The sequence below is a fragment of the Acidobacteriota bacterium genome, assembly GCA_016713675.1.
Lineage (GTDB): Bacteria > Acidobacteriota > Blastocatellia > Pyrinomonadales > Pyrinomonadaceae > OLB17.
In genome coordinates this window covers 294302-314956 of sequence record JADJOS010000005.1, presented here as the reverse complement: position 1 = coordinate 314956, position 20655 = coordinate 294302, and the positions used below count along the sequence as shown (strand labels likewise).

15 protein-coding genes are annotated in these 20655 nt (G+C 52.3%); 6 read left to right on the top strand and 9 right to left on the bottom strand.

The genetic code is table 11. The annotated features are described in order from the left end of the window. Entirely contained in the window at nucleotides 1-3276 is a 3276-nt protein-coding gene (locus IPK01_18290) for a PD40 domain-containing protein (GenBank protein ID MBK7935380.1), read from the bottom strand. 194 nt (nucleotides 3277-3470) lie between these two features. On the opposite strand from IPK01_18290, the gene IPK01_18285 reads away from it, so the two are divergent. Further along, the gene (locus tag IPK01_18285) at nucleotides 3471-5204 is read left to right on the top strand and encodes a S41 family peptidase (GenBank protein ID MBK7935379.1); all 1734 of its coding nucleotides are present in this window, start codon (nucleotides 3471-3473) and stop codon (nucleotides 5202-5204) included. An 80-nt stretch (nucleotides 5205-5284) separates the two neighbouring features. Here IPK01_18285 and IPK01_18280 read toward each other — a convergent pair whose 3' ends face one another. Further along, nucleotides 5285-5449 carry a hypothetical protein gene (locus IPK01_18280; protein MBK7935378.1) on the bottom strand — a complete coding sequence of 55 codons (165 nt, stop codon included), beginning with the start codon at nucleotides 5447-5449 and terminating at the stop codon, nucleotides 5285-5287. Between the two features lie 129 nt (nucleotides 5450-5578). Next, nucleotides 5579-7006, bottom strand: coding sequence for a M20/M25/M40 family metallo-hydrolase (locus IPK01_18275; protein ID MBK7935377.1), 1428 nt, complete (start codon nucleotides 7004-7006; stop codon nucleotides 5579-5581). A gap of 87 nt (nucleotides 7007-7093) precedes the next feature. On the opposite strand from IPK01_18275, the gene IPK01_18270 reads away from it, so the two are divergent. Both IPK01_18270 and IPK01_18265 read left to right on the top strand, forming a co-directional pair. Beyond that, the gene (locus IPK01_18270; GenBank protein ID MBK7935376.1) at nucleotides 7094-9136 is read left to right on the top strand and encodes a S9 family peptidase; all 2043 of its coding nucleotides are present in this window, start codon (nucleotides 7094-7096) and stop codon (nucleotides 9134-9136) included. A 153-nt stretch (nucleotides 9137-9289) separates the two neighbouring features. Then, nucleotides 9290-10984, top strand: coding sequence for a M1 family metallopeptidase (locus IPK01_18265; protein MBK7935375.1), 1695 nt, complete (start codon nucleotides 9290-9292; stop codon nucleotides 10982-10984). An 857-nt stretch (nucleotides 10985-11841) separates the two neighbouring features. On the opposite strand, the gene IPK01_18260 is transcribed toward IPK01_18265, so the two are convergent. From IPK01_18260 to cyoE, 3 genes are read right to left on the bottom strand one after another with little or no spacing between them, the layout of a single operon-like run. Next, a complete protein-coding gene (locus tag IPK01_18260; GenBank protein MBK7935374.1) occupies nucleotides 11842-12291 on the bottom strand; it encodes a DUF420 domain-containing protein in 450 nt (149 codons plus the stop codon). Between the two features lies 1 nt (nucleotide 12292). Further along, nucleotides 12293-13009: a cytochrome c oxidase subunit 3 gene (locus IPK01_18255; GenBank protein MBK7935373.1), complete on the bottom strand. Its 717-nt coding sequence runs from the start codon at nucleotides 13007-13009 to the stop codon at nucleotides 12293-12295. Nucleotides 13010-13013: 4 nt separating this feature from the next. Then, nucleotides 13014-13916 (bottom strand): protoheme IX farnesyltransferase, encoded by a 903-nt coding sequence (gene cyoE, locus IPK01_18250; GenBank protein MBK7935372.1) that lies wholly within the window; start codon nucleotides 13914-13916, stop codon nucleotides 13014-13016. A gap of 161 nt (nucleotides 13917-14077) precedes the next feature. On the opposite strand from cyoE, the gene IPK01_18245 reads away from it, so the two are divergent. Both IPK01_18245 and ccsA read left to right on the top strand, forming a co-directional pair. After that, nucleotides 14078-15646, top strand: coding sequence for a cytochrome c biogenesis protein ResB (locus tag IPK01_18245; GenBank protein ID MBK7935371.1), 1569 nt, complete (start codon nucleotides 14078-14080; stop codon nucleotides 15644-15646). Between the two features lie 2 nt (nucleotides 15647-15648). Beyond that, entirely contained in the window at nucleotides 15649-17244 is a 1596-nt protein-coding gene (gene ccsA, locus IPK01_18240) for a cytochrome c biogenesis protein CcsA (GenBank protein MBK7935370.1), read from the top strand. Nucleotides 17245-17246: 2 nt separating this feature from the next. On the opposite strand, the gene IPK01_18235 is transcribed toward ccsA, so the two are convergent. The 3 genes from IPK01_18235 to IPK01_18225 form a co-directional block, all read right to left on the bottom strand. Then, nucleotides 17247-18260, bottom strand: coding sequence for a hypothetical protein (locus IPK01_18235; protein MBK7935369.1), 1014 nt, complete (start codon nucleotides 18258-18260; stop codon nucleotides 17247-17249). Next, nucleotides 18261-18719 carry a GNAT family N-acetyltransferase gene (locus IPK01_18230; GenBank protein ID MBK7935368.1) on the bottom strand — a complete coding sequence of 153 codons (459 nt, stop codon included), beginning with the start codon at nucleotides 18717-18719 and terminating at the stop codon, nucleotides 18261-18263. It lies immediately after the preceding gene. Between the two features lie 102 nt (nucleotides 18720-18821). Next, nucleotides 18822-20120, bottom strand: coding sequence for a PDZ domain-containing protein (locus tag IPK01_18225; protein ID MBK7935367.1), 1299 nt, complete (start codon nucleotides 20118-20120; stop codon nucleotides 18822-18824). 53 nt (nucleotides 20121-20173) lie between these two features. On the opposite strand from IPK01_18225, the gene ruvX reads away from it, so the two are divergent. Further along, nucleotides 20174-20644 carry a Holliday junction resolvase RuvX gene (ruvX, locus tag IPK01_18220; protein MBK7935366.1) on the top strand — a complete coding sequence of 157 codons (471 nt, stop codon included), beginning with the start codon at nucleotides 20174-20176 and terminating at the stop codon, nucleotides 20642-20644. Nucleotides 20645-20655: the final 11 nt, after the last annotated feature.

The window sequence follows — 20655 nt, the reverse complement described above, 5'->3', positions numbered from 1 at the left end:
TTAGTTTTTTGGCACCTTGACCGGATCGGCCGGTTTCTTCGGCAGCTTGACCGGAGTTGCGATCTTTTTCATCATTTCAGCGATCGCACGTTCGAGTTGCGGATCGCGGCCGGCGATGATCGATTTCGGGTCATTTTCGACCTCGATGTCCGGATCGACGCCGTAACCTTCGATAATATATTCGCCTTTCGGGTTTGCGAGTGCCGATTGCGGAACGTTTGTTACGCCGCCGTCCATGAGGGTTCCGCGGTTCGAAATACCGACAACACCGCCCCAGCTCCGTTTACCGACAAGCTGTCCGAGACCCGCTTCACGAAACATATACGGGAAAATATCGCCGTCCGATGCCGAATTCTCATTCAATATTGCGATCATCGGCCCGAGGAATGCTCCATCGGGGTAGGTTTGTCCGTCCTCATTAGCTTTCTGAAAATTCACGCCAAGAACCTTTCGACGCAATCGCTCGATCAGCATTCGCGACACATTACCGCCGCCGTTCGCACGAACGTCAACGACGAGAGCCTCTTTCCTGATCTGCGGATAATACCATTTGATAAACTCCCGGATGCCCGGTGCTCCCATATCGGGAATATGCAGATAACCGACACGCCCATTCGACATTTGATCGACGCGGCGTCGGTTTCCCTCTATCCAATCAAGATAAATGAGATCAGATTCACTGGTGAGCGGCCGGATCGTCACGGTTCGGGCCCCCTGCAGCGTGTTGGTACTATTTACAGTAAATGTCACGGTACTGTCGGCTTTCCCGCGAAGATATGAATAGATATCGCGATCGGCCGTCACACTTTCGCCATTGATTGCGAGCACATAATCTCCGACCCGAGCGTCATTGCCGACTTCGGTGAACGGTGAGCGATAAATGTCCTCTTCGTTCTGGCCGCCGTAGATCTTGCCTATTTTGTATCGATTCGCCGCCTTATCGACATCAAACCTGGCCCCAGGCAATGCAACACGAACTCGCGGAGGTAAATTGTAGTCGCCGCCATCGATGTACGCGTGCTGAACTGCCAGTTCCGAACACATTTCCGCGATCACGTAGTTTAGATCAGAACGGTGAGCGACATACGGCAGCCATTTCTTGTAATCTTCACGGATCTTCGACCAATCATAACCGTGCATATTTGCGGCGTAGAAGAAATCCCTATACTGCCGCCAAACCTCGTTAAAGATCTGATTCCATTCCTGAACAGGATCGATCTCAGCCACCAGTCCGGTCGTCGAAACAGCCTTGCGCGAGCGTTCGCCCGCCGGATTGGCATCGAAAACCGCAAAGCCGCCCTGCGAACCGGTCATCAGCTTGCTGCCATCTGCCGACAATGTAAATCCGGCGGCTGCAGGCACCAATATTGTTTCTTTCCGATCTTTCAACGAGAAAATACGCACGGACGGCTGTGACTCGGCTCCTCGGCCATAGTAGAACGGTGTCTGGATCGAATAGACCAGATTGCCCTTGTTGGCCGAGAGCCCTCCGTAGTTGTCTGCTCCGAGCGGTGCCTTGGTGGCGCGGCCCTCGATTCCGTCAAAATCGACCTTTTCCGCACCGGCAGCGGCTGCGGCCGCAGGCGAAGCAGTAGGCGTCGGAGCACCTTCTTTCTTCTCTTCGGTCACGGTCACTTCGTCGCTTTCGGGCGGAAAAGGGTTCTTGGCGTCCTTTTTCAGAGCCAACGCGTAAACCTGGACCATGCGGTTCGTTGCATAATTGAACTCTGAATTCGAGATCTGCGGAGCAAATTCACGCGAGCTGAGAAAATACAGATAACCTCCGGACGAGTCCCAACTCGGACTGCCGGAATCGAACATTTCAGACGTCACGCGATAATTCTTGTTCTCTTCCGAACTCCAAATATAGATCGACGACATACCATTGCGGTTCTGCATTGAATACGCAAGGTAGCCGCCTTTCGGCGACCAATCGTAGTCCTGGATCATGCCGTTTGGTGCATCAACGACCTGCTGAACCTGCTTTGTCGCGACTGTCAGGACATAGACCTTTCCATCCTTGTCGCCAAATGCGATCTTTTTGCTGTCGCCGGACCAGGCCGGCCCGGTCTTTTGCCCCGGCGTTGTGGTCGATAGTCGTTCGGGGGCTGTCGATCCATCCTGAGCAGCGATCCAAACTTCGTCTTCGCCGCTTTTATCCGAGATGTAGGCTATGTTCTTGCCGTCCGGCGCCCAGGACGGAAACCGGTCGTTTGCATCCGACGACCGCGTAAGGTTACGCGTGCCGCCCTTTTCGATAGGTGCTGTGTAGATGTCGCCGCGTGCTGAAAATACAGCACGTTCGCCCTTGGGGCTTAATCCGTACGAAGAGATCCTGCCGGCCGTAGAGACCTGCCTTACTCGCTTGTTGATGCCGTCATCAGTAACCGTAATGGAAAGCCGCGACGTCTTTTTTGAGCCAACATCCATGATTTCGAGTTCACCGTCGCGTTCATAGATGATCTTGTCTTTGTCGTCACTGCTTGGCCAGCGAATATCCCAGTCGCGATTCTTTGTCACCTGTGTCGTCTTGCCGCTGGCTGTGTCGTATGCCCAGAGATTGAATTTGCCGTCCTTGTCCGAGTTGTAATAGACGGTATTCCCGATCCACATCGCATCACGGCACGATCGCGGACTGTCGGAGATCAGCTTTACATCAGCGGTTGCGAGATCGTAAATGTAGAGAGTGTTGGCCTGTCCGCCGCCATAACGCTTTTCAGGTCGGAAATCGCGAAAACGCGGTGAATATGCGATCTTCGTTCCGTCACCCGAAAACGATCCCGAACCAGCCTCAGGCATCGGCAAAACATCTGCCGGGCCGCCGCTGGGCGAAACCGTATAGAGCCGTGCGATCGGCAGCGACCACGAATCCCGCTGGCTGCGGAAAAAGACCTTACCGTCCTTCGTCCAGCCCATCACCTGATTGTCATAGCCCCAACGCGGTGCAAGCGGCCCACGCGAAGGATAGAATGTAAGCTGCTTTGGCTCGCCGCCGCCGGACGAAACAACATAAACCTGCTCGTCGCCATCGTATTGGCCCGTAAACGCGATCCATCTGCCGTCCGGTGAGAACTTCGCAAACGTCTCAACGCCCGGATGAGCGGTCAAACGTGTTGCAGTGCCGCCGCTGGTCGACGCGGTCCAAAGGTCGCCGCCGTATGTAAATACAACACGATCACCGAAGACATCAGGAAAGCGAAGCAATTTCGTTTGAGCGTAACTCGCGGAAACGAAAAAGAGACAGATAGCTGCAGTAGCCAACAAGCGATTTAACATTAGAATTCCTCCAAGATCTAAGCGGTAAGGTTGTTCAAAGTGTAACGTAAAACCTTACGTGAGAAAAGTTCGTATTGTTTCTGTAATGCCGCCAATACAGGCAACTTATTTTGTCGTATTTAACTCAAATGGATGTTAATATTTTTGGAGTGCAAACTCCTCATACCAACACTCTTCGCGGGGGTTATCATATTTTGAAATTACGAGCAGTTTTACTTTCCGCCTTTTCAGCAATATTTTTGTTCTTCAGTGTCGGTTTCGGCCAGGCTTCGTCTACCGTAGCGACCGTAGATCTAACTACGAAGAAAGACCTCCCGGCTGCGGCCCCCAAAAAGGTCGTCCGCGTCGAGGATATTGAGAAGGACATTGCCGAGGCTCTTACGCTGATCGAATCAAATCACGTTAAAGGCAAAGCACTGGATTACAACGATCTTTTCAAGACCTCGATCGACACGATGCTTCACGCCCTTGACCCGCATTCGAATTACTTTGACGCGAAAGAGGCCGAGCAGTTTCGGACCGACCAGAGTTCAAGATATTACGGCATTGGTGCGACCATCGGCGATCTGAGCGACGCAGATGGAAAGGTTATCGCAACGTATATCAAGGCGACCTTTGACGGTGCCCCGGCGAATCGTGCCGGCCTTCGATATGGCGACAAGATCGTCGACGTCAATGGGACCTCGATGCTCGGTAAACCTTTCTCTGAAGTTCGTAATTTCCTTCGCGGCCCAAAGGGAACGCCGGCCAAGATCATTGTCGAGCGTCTCGCCACCGGCAAGCGTGAAACTGTTGAAATAATTCGCGATGCCGTTTCTCAGCCTTCGATCACGGAGATATACATGATACGTCCGGGCGTCGGTTATATGGCGATGCGCGGCGGATTCAATCAAACAACCTCCCGCGAGTTCTCTGATGGGTTAAAGCGTCTCAAGGCCGATGGAATGCAGCAGCTGGTGATCGATCTTCGTGATAACGGCGGCGGTCTCGTTGGGCAAGCATACCGTGTAGCGAACACATTCCTTTCGGACGGCCAGAACGTCTTTACTCAAAAAGGCCGCTTTGCAGGTGTAACAGAACCTTACGACGCCGACAATAGGTCGCCCGAGCGTGTTCCGGTGGTAGTGCTTGTCAATCGCAATACCGCGTCGGCTTCGGAAATACTTGCCGGAGCTCTGCAGGATCATGATCGGGCTTTGATCGTCGGTGAGAACACTTTCGGTAAAGGCCTTGTTCAAAATCCGTTCCAACTCGATTATGGCTCGATGCTCTTGCTGACCATCGCCAAATACGAAACTCCGTCGGGTCGCCTTATCCAACGCGATTACTCAAAAGGTGATCTTTATAATTACTACACAGACGGTGGCACATTCCGCGATGAAAATTCAGAGCCGATAGTTCCGACCGGACCGGAAAGCAAGACCGATGGCGGTCGCACGGTCTACAGCGGCGGCGGCATCAACCCTGATGTGGCGGTCAAACCCCAGACCATTCCGGCCGAACGAGCCAAAACCCAGAACCGTATGATCAATCCGATCCTCGCATTCTCGCTTGATGTCGTTGGCGGACGGATCAAGGGATTTGAGTCGTATAAGGTCGATAGGCCTATCGTCTTCGGCAGCGACATCAAAAAATCCGATTTTCCTATCACCGATCAGCTCTACGCGACATATAAGCAGTTTGCGTCGGAAAAATATAAGATCCCTGCTGCAATTACTGACAGCGAGCGGGAATTTGTGATGAGGATGTTGAGAACTGAGTTTGTTACCGCGGCATACGGCTCAGAAACGTCGCAGCAGGTGTTTAACGAATACGATACGACACTCGCTAAAGGAATTGAATTGATCCCGCAGGCCAAATCCCTGGTACTCGAGAGCCTAAAGCCCAAGTCATCAGCGTCACGCCAGACAACGCCGATAAATAAGTAATTGCCTAAGCAGGCAATGAAAAAGAACACGGACCGGAACAATTCCGAGCCGTGCTCTTTTCTTTCAGATTCTCTCGCCTTCTAGAACAGCCAGCGTATCAAATAATAGATACCAAATCCGGCACCGACAATTATAGCGATCAGTAACAGGATCAAACCGGCGACGACGTACTTGAATTTCTTGTATCGGTTCTCGTCCGGCGGTGAAAGCTGGTTTTGCGGAAAATATGGCGGTGGTCTATTCATATCGTTTGTCTGTACCCATTTGTGCGGGTACCGAAGTTCAAGTACTAAGGTTAACAGTTGTTACCATAGCCTTCAAACAACGATGTTCAGTCATCGGCGATCCGACTGCCGTCTACCGGCTGCGTGCCGCTATCTTGGCAGCGGCCGCTCAAGATTAGCAAGACCGTAGGCAAGTACAGCGACAAGTGCTGCATTCTCCGCCATATGCCGCGGATCGATCTTGTCGAATGTATCGGCCGCTGTGTGGTGATAGTTGAAATACGTCTGCCCATTGAACCAGGGTGCAAACGACGGTACGCCGGCGCGTGTCAACGGATCGATATCAGCCCCGACACCGCCCTGGACCTGCGTTTGTCCTGCACCTTGTGACAAAAGAATTTTCGAAATTGGTGCGAAATACGGCATTGCCTCGGGCTTTCCGGCAAACAGGAACCCCAGCGGATGCGAAGCTCCGAGATCTGCCTCTATCGCGGCGAAATGGTTGGCGATGCTATTCTTTTCGGCGTCGAAATACGCCGCGGCACCGCGTCCGCCGTTCTCCTCGTTCATGTAGGCGATAAAACGGATCGTCCGCTTCGGCTTGATCTTGAGCTGTTTCAAGATCGCCGGAACGCCCATCGCCATCGCAACACCCGACGCATCGTCAATGGCTCCTGTACCAAGATCCCAGGAATCCAAATGCCCCGAGACTATCACGATCTCGTTTGGCTTCTCGCTTCCTTTCAGATCGGCGATGACGTTATAGCTTTCGACGTCAGGCAGAGTCTGAGGCGTGAGTGTCAGTTTGATCTTGACCATGCCGGCCTTTGCGAGCCACGCGATCGTTTCAGCGTCTTCGTAGCTGACAGCCGCTCCAGGGATCTTTGTCACCCCGTCCGCGTATCCCATGACGCCTGTGTGTGCCAAACGATTCTGCGAACCGCCCGCGGAACGCACTAAAACCGCAATCGCTCCGAGCCTGGCGGCCGCCATCGCTCCGCCAAAACGATACTGCACCGCTTGCCCGTAAGCTCCGCCGCCAAACCCGCTTGCCTGCAATTCCCGGTCGAATTTGTAGTTGAACAGGACGATCTTGCCCTCGCTCCCTTTTCGTCCGAGAGCATTGAGTTCGTCAAAATCTCTAACGACGACGATCTCGCCCGTCATTCCTTCCGCCGGGGTCGCGATCGTGCCGCCGAGTGCGGTCAGGACCACCTTTTGCGTTGTTCCAGCGGCCATGCCTTCAAACTCGATCAGCTCGCCACGCTCTTCGCCGCGTACCCAATGCGGCACCATGCATTTCTGCAAGTACACATCGAGCCCAAGCTTGCGCATTTCAGCAGCGACATACTCGACCGATCGAGCCGCTTGTGCGCTGCCCGATAGCCTCGGCCCGATGTTGTTCGACAAATAGCCGGCCTGTTTATAGGCGTAATCGCTATTCAACGCCGCTTGTTGGATACGGCTCATAGACGCGACCGTGTCATCGGAATACAGCAGCGGCGTCGGAGTCGGGGCCTGAGCTAAGCCGAGAACGGTGGAAGAAAAGATAAGGCTGAACAAAAGGGCTATTTTCATGCTTACATCCTATCCCAACGATATAAACTTCCCAAATTCTATGGCATAATGAATCGTATCTTGCATCTAATTTCCGAGGAAAAAACTATGAAACGACTATTTTCCGTCTTTCTTTTTGCGATCGTCATTTCGATCGCTGCTCAAGCTCAAACTACATTCACTGTCAACGATCTGATCGCGATGAAGCGAGTCTCCGATCCGCAGCTCTCGCCCGACGGCAAAAGGGTCGCCTTCACACTCGGCATCGTTGACAAGGCCGCAAATCGCACGCTTAACCAGATCTATGTGATGAACATCGACGGCCGCAATCAGCGGCAGGTCACAAAAGCTGACAAGTCCAGCAGCAACCCGCGTTGGTCGCCCGACGGCAAGCACATCGCGTACGTCCACGGAGGCCAGATCTGGACAATGGAACCCGACGGCGACGGCCGCGAACAGGTCACCAAGCTCTCGACCGGCGGCAGTCAGCCGGTTTGGTCGCCCGACGGCAAATGGATCGCATTCTCGAGCGATGTTTATCCCGAATGCAAATCTGACGAGTGCAACAAGCTTGAGAGCGAAAAGGCCGAGAACAGCAAGGTCAAAGCAAAGGTAACCGAACGCCTGTTGTTCCGCCACTGGACCGATTGGCGAGATCGCCTCAGAACACACGTTTTCGTTGTCTCCGCCAAAGGCGGCCCGGCTCGAGATGTGACTCCGGGCGATTTTGATTCGCCGCCGTACGGAGCCGCGACAGGTACCGATTATCTTTTCTCGCCCGACAGCTCGAGCATCGTTTATCTGCGAAACCCCGACCGCGTCGAGGCTACATCGACGAACAGCGACATCTACATCCAAAACCTAAGCGGCGGAGCAGCAAAGAATATCACTGCCGGCATGAAAGGCTACGATGCCAGCCCGATGTATACACCGGACGGCAAGTATCTGCTTTTCCGTTCGCAGCAGCGGGCAACATTTGAGGCCGACCGCTGGCGCATCATGCGATATGATCCGCAATCAGGCGAGATCGTCGAATTGACGAAAGGTTTCGACCAACAGGTCGATGATATGACCATTTCGGCCGACGGTAATACGGTATTTTTCGTCGCAGGAGAACGCGGACGCTCGCCGATCTTCTCCGTTCCGGTCGAACCGGACTTTCGCCTTCGTATTGCCACTCACGTCAAAAAGGTACTCGGCGGCGTCACTGCCGGCAGTCTGAACGTCACCCGTGACGGACGCACGATCGTATTCTCAGCCAGTTCGAACGACGCTCCGGCCGAGATCATGAGCGTTGGCGCGGACGGCGAAGGCCTCAAGGCACTGACCGCCGTAAACAAGGATGCTCTCGCGAATTTCGGGCTTCGTAAGTCCGAGGAAATGGACTGGAAGGGTGCGCTCAATACCAACGTCCACGGCTTTCTTCTCAAGCCCGCGAATTTCGATCCTGCAAAGAAGTATCCCCTGATCGTTCTTATCCATGGAGGGCCGCAGGGCGCATGGAGCGACAATTGGGGTTATCGCTGGAATCCGCAGATCTTTGCGAACCAGGGCTACGTCGTCTTTATGCCCAATCCCCGCGGATCGACGGGATATGGACAGAAATTTGTTGACGACATATCAGCCGATTGGGGCGGAAAGGCCCATATTGATATCGCCAACGGAGTCGCCGAGGTCGTCAAGAAACCGTTCATCGATAAAACACGCATTGGTGCTGCCGGAGCCAGCTACGGCGGCTATATGGTCGATTGGCTGCTTGGACACAACAATGATCCGAGGTTCAAATACAAAGCGTTCGTCTCACACGCCGGTGTTTACAATCTCGAGAGCATGGCCACCTCGACCGAAGAGATATGGTTCGTGAATTGGGAATTCAAGGGAATGCCATGGGAAAATCCGGTCAACTACAACAAATGGTCGCCGCACAAATTCGCCAAGAATTTCGCGACGCCGACGCTTGTCACTGCCGGCGAGATCGATTACCGCGTTCCGGTCGATCAGAGCTACCAGCTCTACACGACGCTGCAGCTCAAGAACGTGCCGTCGAAACTGATCGTTTTTCCGGACGAAGGCCACTGGATCCTCAAGCCGCAGAACTCCGAGTTCTGGTATGCGAACGTGATGGATTGGTTCAACAAGTACTTAAAATAGCCGCACCGGAAGTCAGGCTCTTTTCACCGGCCTCTGCGTCATCCTCTCAGCACTCCGCGTGGGCATCGATATTAACGATCGATCCACGCTGAGTACAGAGAGATCTTCGCAGAGGCCTCTGACAATATACATTAGAGAATTTTTCAAACCCTTATGAAGTTAAAGAGACGTGTTTTTCTCGCAACTCTGGCCGCAGCGTTACTGCTGTCGGCCTTTTCCGTATTAGCCCAAAACCGTACGGAATTTGACCGGCCGCAGACGTTCGATGCACAGCATTACACGATCCGAGTCGCATTCGACCGCTCGCAAAAGAAGGTGCTCGGCGACACGACAGTCAGTGTCAAGCCGCTCAAGCCCGGATTTCGGACGCTTGAGCTGGATGCTGTCGGACTCGCCTTTGAATCGGTCGCCCTCGAACCTACCGGATCCAAGCTCGAATACAAAACTGCCGAAGGAAAGGTCATCGTCACGCTGGATCGTGCCTACGGCCCCGAAGAGACCATCGCAGTGCGTTTCAAATATTCCGCATCACCGAAAAAGGGTATCTATTTCGTTGATGCGTCCAATGGCGAGAACGGCCATTCGGCCCAGATATGGACGCAGGGCGAGCCCGACGAAGCACGTCATTGGTTCCCGTCTTTCGATTTCCCGAGTGATAAGGCAACTACCGAAGAACTGATCACCGCCGACAAAGGCGAGACCGTGATCGGCAACGGCGAATTTCTCGGCAAAGTGGACGCCGCGGATGGAAAGGAGACCTGGCATTTCAAAATGCCGGTGCCGCATTCGACCTATCTTGTATCTTTCATAGTTGGCAAATATTCACGCGTCGACGACCAATATCGCGGCATTCCGCTTGGTTCATACGTCTATCCCGGCCGTGAAAAGACCGCACAAACGGCCTTTGGCCCGACCAAGGAGATGATGCAGGTCTTCGAGGAAGTCACCGGCGTACTCTATCCGTATAACAAATACGATCAGACGATCGTCGCTAAATTCCAGTTCGGCGGTATGGAGAATATTACTGCGACAACGATGGCGGACAGCGAGATATTCTTTGGCGATTTCGAATTCGGCAAAGGCGTAGTCACCGATCTCGTCTCGCACGAGCTCGCCCATTCATGGTTCGGCAACCTCGTCACATGCCGCAACTGGGCCGAGCTCTGGCTCAACGAAGGATTTGCGACCTACATGGAGGCCGTCTATCGCGAACGCAAGCTCGGGCGGGATGCCTACGTCCAAAAGGTCCAGATGGACGCCGACGAATTCCTCGGAAACGACTCGATGACCGGCCGCCGCCACGGCCTCTATAACCTGCGTGCCGGCGAGGTAGATAAGCTTTTCGACAACGCGTCGGTCACCTACAACAAAGGCGGCGTCGTCCTCCACATGCTCCGCGAACAGGTCGGCACCGAGAACTTTTGGAAAGCCGTAAATGTCTATCTGAATCGGCACAAATTCGCGGGCGTTGGAACTGAAGACCTGAAAACCGCCATGGAACAGGCGTCAGGCCAGGACCTCGACTGGTTCTTCGACCAATGGGTCTATCACTCAGGTGCCCCGCGGCTCTCCGTCACTTCCAAATATTCGGCCGCCAAAAAGACGATCACCATCACCGTCACCCAAACCCAGAAGGCCGACGCGATCGTGCCTGCAGCATTTCGCCTGCCGCTCGAATTCGAGGTCGACACTGCCTCAGGGCCGGTCAACAAAGACGTCGAGGTCACAAAACGCACCGAAACATTCACCATAAAACTCCGATCAAAGCCAACGCTGCTTAAACTCGTACCGGACTTCAAAACCCCGGCAAAAACGGTGAAGATCGCAAAGATCGTGTATGCAAAATGAAAATCGAATGATTTGTTGATCCCCGAGGGATCACACGTTTATAGCAAATCGAGATGTAAACTTCGGCCCCGGAGTACGGACACTCGTGTCCGGCTGACGTCCGCATCGGGCCGGCTTGCTCTTGCTAGATCACCGCGAAAAAACGATGGAACGTATGGACGGTTGGGCTGCCTGGATGCGATGGGGTCTGGCGAACGAGTGGTTGGGCACGCGATCCTGACTGGGAATATTGGGCGGCGATGGGTCTTCGTTGTAAATGAACCGGCTCGGCGGCCAGCGACAGTCTTTTACGCCCGTTTTGGGATTGTCGCTGGGGGTTCTTTTATTGTCGCTGACCCCGTTGTTTACTGTCGCAAGCCCCCTAAAACATTGTCGCCAGCCCCCTTAAAAACTGTCGCAGAACGCATTTTTACGACATTTTCATCGATTATGTTGATTTAAATGTGGTACGTACCACAATTTGACCAAAACACTAACAAATACACATTTGGGTTCCCCCCAAAACAAAAAAAGTTCCGCCCTTTCGAGCGGAACTTTTCTCTTTGAGAAGACCGGATGTCTGCTTCATTGTTTGTTGAAATGCGGGAAGCACATCTTAAATCGCGCCCATGTAAGGCTTAATCCCTGCTGTAACTCCTTTGCCACACCTACGAGGTTAGCTGACGGGCTAGGAACGAAAGAGTATCCCTGCGTCTCATGACGCTTCGCCCCTGTTTCGCGAAAATTCGCAGAAACTTTGGTTCCCCCGTGCGTTCCCCAATGGAACGCTTCGGTGATCAACTTTTCAACAACCAAATAATAACACCTGCGTGTCATCATTTCAATAGTTAAGATGCTCGATCGCGAAAAAAGTTTGTCTAGCGTGCCGGATAGATCTGATAGAGCAAAAGATAGACGACAACTCCCGTGATAGAGACATATAGCCAAATAGGATAGACGAGCCGTGCAAGCCGTTTGTGACGCTCCAGATCGCCCTTTAGGCCGCGTCTGAGCGTGACAAGGATGAATGGAGTGATTAGCGTCGCCAGGATAGTGTGCGAGGTCAGGATCGTGAAGTAAACGGGGCGTATCAGGCCTTCACCGGTAAATTTTGTTGGCCCTAGTCCCAGATAATAGGTCCGCAGCGAATGATACGTAATGTAGCAGATCAAAAACAAAGCGGAAACACAGCAGGCCGCGACCATACAGAAGCGATGCCGCGAGATCTGCCGCTTCATTATGAAATAAAACCCGGCCAGCAAAAAACACGCGCTTAGCGTATTCAGCGATGCGTTGATGTGCGGAAAGATCGAGAGTGCCGATTCCATCTTATTTCCAAAAACCGAGCATGAACAACAGCACGAGCCACAAAAGCCCCATAAAATGCCAGTACCACCCGACGACCTTGGCGAGCGAAATACGCCGCAATACGTCCGTCTCGCTGCCGGCCGGATACCACGATTTGAGCAATATACTGGACAATGCCGAGCTACCGCCGATCACGTGGACGGCATGCACAGCCGTCAGTATATAGAAAAATCCGGCATACGGATTCCCTTCCATATACAGTCCGCGGCGTGTCAATTGGATCCACGCGAGTATCTGAGACGATATGAAAAAGGCTCCGAGAACGGTCGTCACGATCATCCATTTCTTAGCCTTGGGCTGATCGTTTATGATGGTAGCTCGCTCGGAAATCACATAGGTAATACTGCTTAGGAGGATGAGTGCGGTGCTGATCCAAACCGGTATCGGCAATGCGAAAGGCTGCCATTCCGCGGCTTTATTTGTCGCGATGACCACATAGGCTCCGATCATCCCGCCGAATGTCATCAGAACGACCAATAATAGGAAACCCGTAAGAATGCGGGCCTTTTCAGGCCGAAACGCCGTCGGCTCGCCGTCAGGATGGTCATCTGGGCCGTCCGAGCCTCCGCCGCCCTTATTGCGCCCTCCACTGCTGGGCGACGATCCGCTCGAAAAGCCCGAACGCCTACGCTTTGGCTCTTCGTTTTCGTTGATCAGCTCAGCTGTTCCGACGTCCATAGGTTCACAGTTTATTGGCGACCATCAGAATAAAAAGAAGTGGTAGATAGATCACTGAAACGAGCAGCAGTTTTCGGGCACGTTCATTCGATCGATCAAGCGCCGACCGGACTCCCGCATACAGGAACCAGAGTCCGAGCAAAATGGCCCCGACCAGAAAAAAGATACCGGAGATCCCAAAAATAAAAGGCGCAATGCTCACTGGCACAAGCATTATCGTAAAGAGCACGATCTGCCTAAAAGTTAGCGTTCCGGTTGGTTCTACAACCGGAAGCATCAATATTCCGGCATTTTTATATTGTTCCCGATACATCCACGCGATAGCAAAAAAATGAGGAAACTGCCAAAGGAACTGCATCGCAAACAATGCCCAGGCCGCGACGGTGATTTCATTTGCTGCTGCGGTCCAGCCCATCAGCGGCGGCAATGCACCGGGAATGGCACCAATGGCCGTCGAAGCCGACGTACGGGTTTTCAGCGGCGTATAGACCAAAACGTAGCCGACGATAACCACCAATCCCAATACAGCGGTAAGGCCGTTGACCAGGAATAGCAGATATGCCTCGGCAACCGCACATTGGACGATCCCGAAAAAAAGTGCCTCGTTTGGAGAAACGCGCTTCGAAGGGAGCGGACGCTTTTCTGTGCGTTCCATCAGCGGATCGATATCGCGTTCGACCCATTGGTTGAGCGTAGCAACGCCAAATGCCAGCAGGGTTATGCCTATCATTGCGTTGATGAACAAAACGGTGTCAAAGCTCCCTTTTGTTGCAAGATAAAAGCCGGCCGCCGACGTCAACACAAGCAAAAAAGCAATGCGCGGCTTGGTCAGCTCCACATACGCAGACAGCTTATCCCGCACGCTAAATTCCCTTACGTCTTCTATCTTTACTGCTGCTGTGTCCATTGGATCCTAATTCGGCACGAAACTTTAACGTCAAGGATAGCTTCTCCAAATTGATTTTCCAAATATGCGTTTGATAATCACATATTTTATTAGGCACAAGCCGAACTTATTTATGGCCGCATGACATACAATGAAGTTTTAGCTAATCTTGCAAATAAGCGATGTCTGTTGCAGAAGAAACAATAAGCCCGAAAGAGGCTTCGAAGCGAAAGTCCGTTCCGGTAATGAATCGGATCCTGGACATCCTCAGTTCCGTACGGCTCGGTGTTGTGTTGCTGTGTATTCTAGTTGTCCTATCGATGATCGGAATGCTGATAGTACAGCAGAATGTAGATGGATTTGATGCGTATTTTGTATCACTTACACCGGCGGAAAAGACAGTCTATGGCGCTCTAGGTTTCTTCGACATTTACCACAGCCTCTATTACAACGCCCTTTTATTGTGGCTCTCGCTGAACATCGTGCTGGCCTCGATCGATCGCTTCCCTTCCGCCTGGAGCTATATTGCTGATCCAATGAAGTCGCCGACCCGCGGATGGCTGCTGTCACAAAAATTCAGCAAGACGATAGAGCTCTCAGCGAAAAACGAAGCCGAAGCTGGAGAGAAAGCCGCAAACCTGCTGCGAACTGTCGGGTTTACTCCATTAACCACCGAATCGAGTAAATTGGAATACGGAGTTGACGAACACGGTAATAAGGATTTTTCAGTCATGAAAGATCGCAGTTCATTGGTGGTTTTCGGCGAAAAGGGCAGGATCAATCGGCTGGGAGCTTACATCGTCCATGTTTTTCTGTTGACGTTATTTCTTGGGCACTTTGTCGCACTGCAGACCGGTTTTGATGCCGACGTTCGGATGGTACCGGGGCAAGTGACGGATCAGATACAACTCATCCAATTCAACCTCGACAAAAAGGAAAAATTCAACGTCCAACTGCCCTTTACAATGGAGTGTACTGATATTCAGCAGACTTTGATCGATCCGAGCGGCAACATCAGTGTTACGAATACACTTGACTGGCGGACTCAATTGAAGATCGATGACCCGCAATACGGCACGAAGATCATCGACGTCAGCCTTAACAAGCCTTTCAGCTATCGCGGCTATCGGTTCTTTCAAGCACAAACCGTTCCACTCGGGGCGGCTCGAAATATCACACTTGAACTAACGCCCCAAAATGGCGCCGAGATCGTAAAGCTCGATATTCCCCGCGGCGGGTCAGCAACCCTCGCGGACGGTACCAAGGTCGACTTTAGGGAATTTCAACCCGATTTCACATTCGGTCCGGACGGAAAACCGGCTACCAAGACTGGCGAATACAATAACCCTGTTGCGGTCCTGAATGTTACGCCGACGGGAGGTGAGCCAGCTCGTGTATTCGCATTCGCTCAAAAGCTCGCTGACAATATGCCTGTCGGAGCTCCTAAAGCCGGATATAAATGGAGGCTTGCCGAATTTGAAAAGTCACCATCGGCTCATATCCTGTCAATAAAATATGATCCATTCGACGCCGCGTTCATCGCTTGGTATATAGGGGGCTTTGGATTAATGGGAGCTCTAATATTTGTATTTTTCTATTCTCACCGGCGAATTTGGGTGAGAATTGAGAAGTTGGAAGGCGGAAATTACGAAGCGGTGATCGCCGGTGATACAAATCGAAATCCGTTCGGTTTCGAAGATCGATTCAACAAGATCGCCGATGGGCTGACACCCGTTAAAAACCAGGGGTAATTATGAACGAACTCGATAGATTGGATACAGACGGCAAATTAAAGGGATATTTGCCCGCGATCTTGGTCATTTTTGGTGCATTCGTCATGCTCGGAGCCCGGATCCAATTCGGCGATGGGTTTATTAATGATGGTGCGTTGATGATGCTCGCTTTGGCCTGCTATATCCTTGCCGCCGTTTTCTATCTTACGAATCTGTACGCTCCGTCCGGAATGGCAGAAAAGATCGGTTTTTGGAGTGCGTCGCTTGGCGTTTTCTTTAATCTCTCCAGTTGGTTGGTCCGATGGGTATCAGCCTACGATCACGAGATCGCAATAATGCGCGAAAGCGGCAACATGGCGAGCCCGTGGGTTTTTCGCTACATTCCGTTTGCGAATCTTTATGATCTTAGTCTTGCATTCGCATTTGGAGCGGGAATTACTACGCTTTTATTCGCTAAAAGGCATAATTTCCGCGTAATTTCGGCGTTCACTCTGCCGCTTGCGGCACTTATTCTCGTTCTGGCCAGGTTCATTGGAAACGAATTCATCGATCTACCACCGGTTCTCGATTCATATTGGCGTCCGATACATGTCGGTGACGCATCGCTGAGCTACGGCGTCGCTCTCGTTTGTTTTGCAGTTGCGGTCATGTACCTGTTGAAGGACGGAGTCAAGGTTGAGGCAATGGCAATATGGTCTAGCTTGTTCGCGATCAGCGTGATCGCAACGGTAAGCAAGTTTTCGGTGGTGACATCCTTTGTCTATCGTGCCGGCCTTTTTGTGCCGAGCACGGGTAATAAAAAGCCGTTTTCTGCTCCGTTCCGCCTCGATCTTCCTTACGTCGGTCCGGCCTTAGCAGTCGCCGGTGTGTTGTTGCTTGGTGTAGTTATCGCCTATATCATTTACATTTATAAGGAAAATGAGAAAGCCCGTATTGCCGGCAGCTATTTGATCAAACTGGCATTTCTCGCTCAGATCATTTCTATCGCCTTACTTGTAAATGGAATTAAGACAACTAACGACGTCTACCCTAAACTCCAAGCTCAACTTGCCAATGACCCGAGCCAATACGTCACAGCCGGCATGGCGATCGCTGAGACACAACAGTTATCTGTTCCGGAGTTGTCGGCAATGACGGCGAACCAGCACGAGCAAATGGCACGGAACTATATGCAGTCCGCCGGCCCGTCGATGTTCCTTAGCCTAAACACAAATCCTGTCGAGGTCGCAGCGTTGTTGACCGCGCTGGTCGGGACATTGTTTGTCCTTATTTTCGGCTTCCGGACCGAAAAACTCCGCGAACGCCTGCCAAGCCTCGAATCGCTCGACAATCTGATGTATAAGACCGCCTGTCTTGCTTTTGCCGGACTCGCTATTTTATTAATAACAGGAGCGATCTGGGCGAACGAGTCGTGGGGACGGCCTTGGGGTTTTGATTCGAAGGAAACCGGAGCTCTCGTCGCGTGGCTGACCTATGCCGCATTCCTTCATACCCGGATCTCACGCGGATGGCGTGGACGAAGCTCAGCATACTTTGCGATAGTAGGATTTTTATTTGTGATCTTTACGTATCTCGGAGTGAGTTACCTGTTAAAGGGATTGCACAGTTATGCATAGAACTATTTAATACTGACTTCGGCGACGTCAACCATCAGATAGCGGCGTATACCGCCATCCTTTGCGATGACGGTCAACACGCCTTTATCGACGCTGAATTTCAGCACTTCGGAAAGCGAGCGTTCTAACCTATCGCCGTTTTTGAATGCGACCACCAAGCGAATATTTGCCAACGGGTCGGCTTTCGCGTTTTCCGGCTCCGAGCCCTTTGCGATCGCCTTTCCGCGGTCTTTCGGCTTCTTATCATTTGCAATCGGCTTTTTATCCTCTTTTACTTCCTTGGCGGCGATATTCTCGCTGTTTGTTTGCTTCTTCGTCGTTTCCTTTGGCTTAGATTCCTTGCTTGGCGAGATGGAATCGACGCCGGGCTTGTCCGAAACGGTTTTTACGTCCACGGTCTTTACGGCATCCTTTTTTTGCTTTACTGCTACTGAAGCTGCCTGGGGTGTCTTGATCTCAGTCTTTTTCGGTTGAGGAACCTCAATTATCGTTCCGACAGAATTTACACGGACTTTACCTAATTCGCTCGCCGCAACTGTCGGAGCATCCGGATCGCTCCCCGGCCTGCCCTGCAACGCAACAAAACTCCCCGCAAATTTCAACTGTAATGTCGCCGGACGATCGTCAGGTGGACGGCCTTCGATGCGAAGGATAAGCCGTTCGGTCTTGCGCAGATAAATAAGCCGTCCGGTCTCATTAAAGCTCGAATCCGAATAGATCACGATCTTAGTAAGCGGACGCATGCCGTCTGCCGTAAACACATCAATGTTACCGTCGAAATTCTTTGAAACTACATTTATAAAGACATCGCCCTGATCGCCGCCAAAGGCGTAATAGTAGGTCGTCAGCCGAGAATCCCCAATATCACGGGGGTTGATTGTCGAATTGACAACGTTGGTTGTGAGCGGAGTCGGAAAATTAGGGTCCGACGATTGACCGACCACAGACACAACACAGATAAAGACCACAGCCAAAAGGGCGGGTATCAGATATTGTGATTTTCGCTGCGACCTCATTTAGACCAGTTCTTTCCTTAAGTGCACTAGCCTAGAGGTTTCCTCGTAACCAAGCTGCCTATGTGCCTCAATACTGTCCTCGTTGCCCATTTCCGCATCGGATGCCATCTCGGTACAGCCATGGGCCTTTGCCCACTGCTCGGCGTTTGCGACGAGGTTACGGCCAACGCCGGTCCTACGATATTCGGGCTGAACGAACCACCCTTCAAGGTAGCCGACATTCTCCGTGTCGCAATCTTCAGCAAACGGCCGAATACTCACCTCTAAAAATCCGATCAGGCCTTCGTCCCCCGCATCGGCAACAAGCACAAGCTGGAATTCCGGATGCTCAATGATGTCGAGCATCTCATCTCGATGCTCTTCAACCGGCGTTTCATCCCAAAGCAATTGCCTCAGTCGCAACCACTCATTGAGGTCTTTTTCCTCGAGCTGTCTGACGATTATCTCACGTGATATCATTTGCATCTGATGATAGCAGTCTTCAGGAATCGCAACAAGATTTTGTACAAAAAAAAGGCCGAACGCGAACGCCCGGCTTTTCACTGAAAAAGAATCGAAAAACTAACCCGCTTTTGCCGCAGAAGCATTTCCGCCGAGTATCTCGAGTGCCTTCTTAAGCTGGATATCTTCCAGGACCGGTGCAACCTTCGGTTTTGGCGTCGGCGTTGGCGTCGCTCCGGGATTAGGCTGCGTCGGGCCGTCGCCGAGGCTTTCAATGTCTAGCGGTTCTGGCGTATCGGGGCGTTTGACCTCTACCGAAGGTTTTACACCCATCGTTGCTTTGTCTTCGCCGAGGAAAGGAGTGCCGTTTGGCGATGCCCACTTGGCAACTGTAAGCAGCAGTCCGTCGCCACTCTTGAGCGTGAAAAGCTGCTGTTCGGTTCCCATCCCGAATGTACGCTCGCCGACCACCTCACCGCGTTTACGATCCAGAAAGGCCGATGCAATGGCTTCGGAGGCACCGGCAGTGCTGAGATTGATCAAGACCGCGGCTTCGCCGTCGAAAATTGCCTTCGCAGGGTCTGCCGCGAAAGTTTTCGTCGGCTTATTCTCACGGCCAATAATGGTGGCAAGGTTCCCGTCCTTGATGAATAGGTTGGCAACACTTGCGGCTTCCTCAAGCTTGCCGCCCGCAACTCCGCGAAGATCTAATATGATCTTAGCTGCCCCTTGCTTTTGAAGGGATGCTACCTGTGCTTTGATGTCTGCCGCTTCGCCTTCTTCGAGGCTATAGATCTTGACCACGCCAATCTTCGTGCCTTCCATGCGGGATTCAGCCTTTGGGACGCTGTACGTGCCGCGAGTCACTTTTATCGTTTGCGGTTTCTCCCCGGAGCGAAGTACACGGAGAGCAACCGTCGTTCCCGAATTTCCGGCAACCAATTGTGTCGCGTCGTAGAGCGAAACATCGCGCGAGGCTTTCGTATCTATGTATTCGATGACATCCCCCGACTTGAGGCCGGCTTTGTCCGCGGGTCCGCCCTTTATGACGGAGATGACGTAAAGGAAACCCGAAACCTGTGAGAACTCCGCGCCGATGCTGGTCTTTGTGATCGCTTTACCGGCCTGGTATTCCTTGACCTGATCTGCCGTCAAAAAGGACGAATACGGGTCCAAACCGTTCGCGAGGCCTCGCAAAGCCCCGACGCGGACCTTTTCCATGTTGGGGTCGTCGACATAATCGTTCTGGATGTGTTGCAGCACGGATTCGACGATCCGCAACTGTGCACCCGCATCGTTGACCGGCTGTTGGGCGTTTGCGTTCAGAACGTTGCCGACGAACGGCAGGCCGCCGATGACCGCATAGACAGCGATCGCACCCGACAGCACCATGACCCAAAGTTTTCCGCGAAATGACATAAAATACCTCGTGTATCCGACAGTTAAATAATTATCAGTGATAGAGTTTATTCGTGCAACAAAAAGAAATAACTAATCCGCTCGAACTTACAGATCTTTCGACCGTTCCTGCGGAAGGCCGCATCGTGTCGCTCGACCCCGGAACCAAACGCGTCGGCGTCGCGGTCTGTGACGAATTACGCTTCACGACGCGTCCGTTACCGTTTATAACGCGAACGAGTTGGAAAAAGTTATTGGTTGAGGTCAAAACCATCCTTGCCGAGTTGGATGCAAAGGCTCTCGTGATTGGTTTGCCGTTGCGTTCGGACGGCGGCGAAAGCGAAATGAGCTCGGAGGCACGCTCGATGGCCCGCCGCTTCTCTCTTTCACTCGAGATCCCTGTTTATTTGCAAGACGAACGCGTCACTTCATATGAAGCCAAGTCCCGTCTCTGGCAACGCGGGCTGGATGTAAAAGAATCGCGCTCCCAAGTAGATTCCGAGGCCGCCGCGATAATACTCAGCGACTTCCTCGACCGCCTCTGAAAGGAACGTAG

Excerpts from the sequence above, each read along its gene's own strand:
- IPK01_18265 (MBK7935375.1), top strand. The coding sequence starts at position 9,290 with ATGAAGTTAAAGAGACGTGTTTTTCTCGCAACTCTGGCCGCAGCGTTA.
- IPK01_18290 (MBK7935380.1), bottom strand. The coding sequence starts at position 3,276 with ATGTTAAATCGCTTGTTGGCTACTGCAGCTATCTGTCTCTTTTTCGTT.
- IPK01_18275 (MBK7935377.1), bottom strand. The coding sequence starts at position 7,006 with ATGAAAATAGCCCTTTTGTTCAGCCTTATCTTTTCTTCCACCGTTCTC.
- IPK01_18270 (MBK7935376.1), top strand. The coding sequence starts at position 7,094 with ATGAAACGACTATTTTCCGTCTTTCTTTTTGCGATCGTCATTTCGATC.
- IPK01_18230 (MBK7935368.1), bottom strand. The coding sequence starts at position 18,719 with ATGATATCACGTGAGATAATCGTCAGACAGCTCGAGGAAAAAGACCTC.
- IPK01_18225 (MBK7935367.1), bottom strand. The coding sequence starts at position 20,120 with ATGTCATTTCGCGGAAAACTTTGGGTCATGGTGCTGTCGGGTGCGATC.
- cyoE (MBK7935372.1), bottom strand. The coding sequence starts at position 13,916 with ATGGACACAGCAGCAGTAAAGATAGAAGACGTAAGGGAATTTAGCGTG.
- IPK01_18245 (MBK7935371.1), top strand. The coding sequence starts at position 14,078 with ATGTCTGTTGCAGAAGAAACAATAAGCCCGAAAGAGGCTTCGAAGCGA.
- IPK01_18235 (MBK7935369.1), bottom strand. The coding sequence starts at position 18,260 with ATGAGGTCGCAGCGAAAATCACAATATCTGATACCCGCCCTTTTGGCT.
- IPK01_18280 (MBK7935378.1), bottom strand. The coding sequence starts at position 5,449 with ATGAATAGACCACCGCCATATTTTCCGCAAAACCAGCTTTCACCGCCG.
- ccsA (MBK7935370.1), top strand. The coding sequence starts at position 15,649 with ATGAACGAACTCGATAGATTGGATACAGACGGCAAATTAAAGGGATAT.
- IPK01_18255 (MBK7935373.1), bottom strand. The coding sequence starts at position 13,009 with ATGGACGTCGGAACAGCTGAGCTGATCAACGAAAACGAAGAGCCAAAG.
- IPK01_18260 (MBK7935374.1), bottom strand. The coding sequence starts at position 12,291 with ATGGAATCGGCACTCTCGATCTTTCCGCACATCAACGCATCGCTGAAT.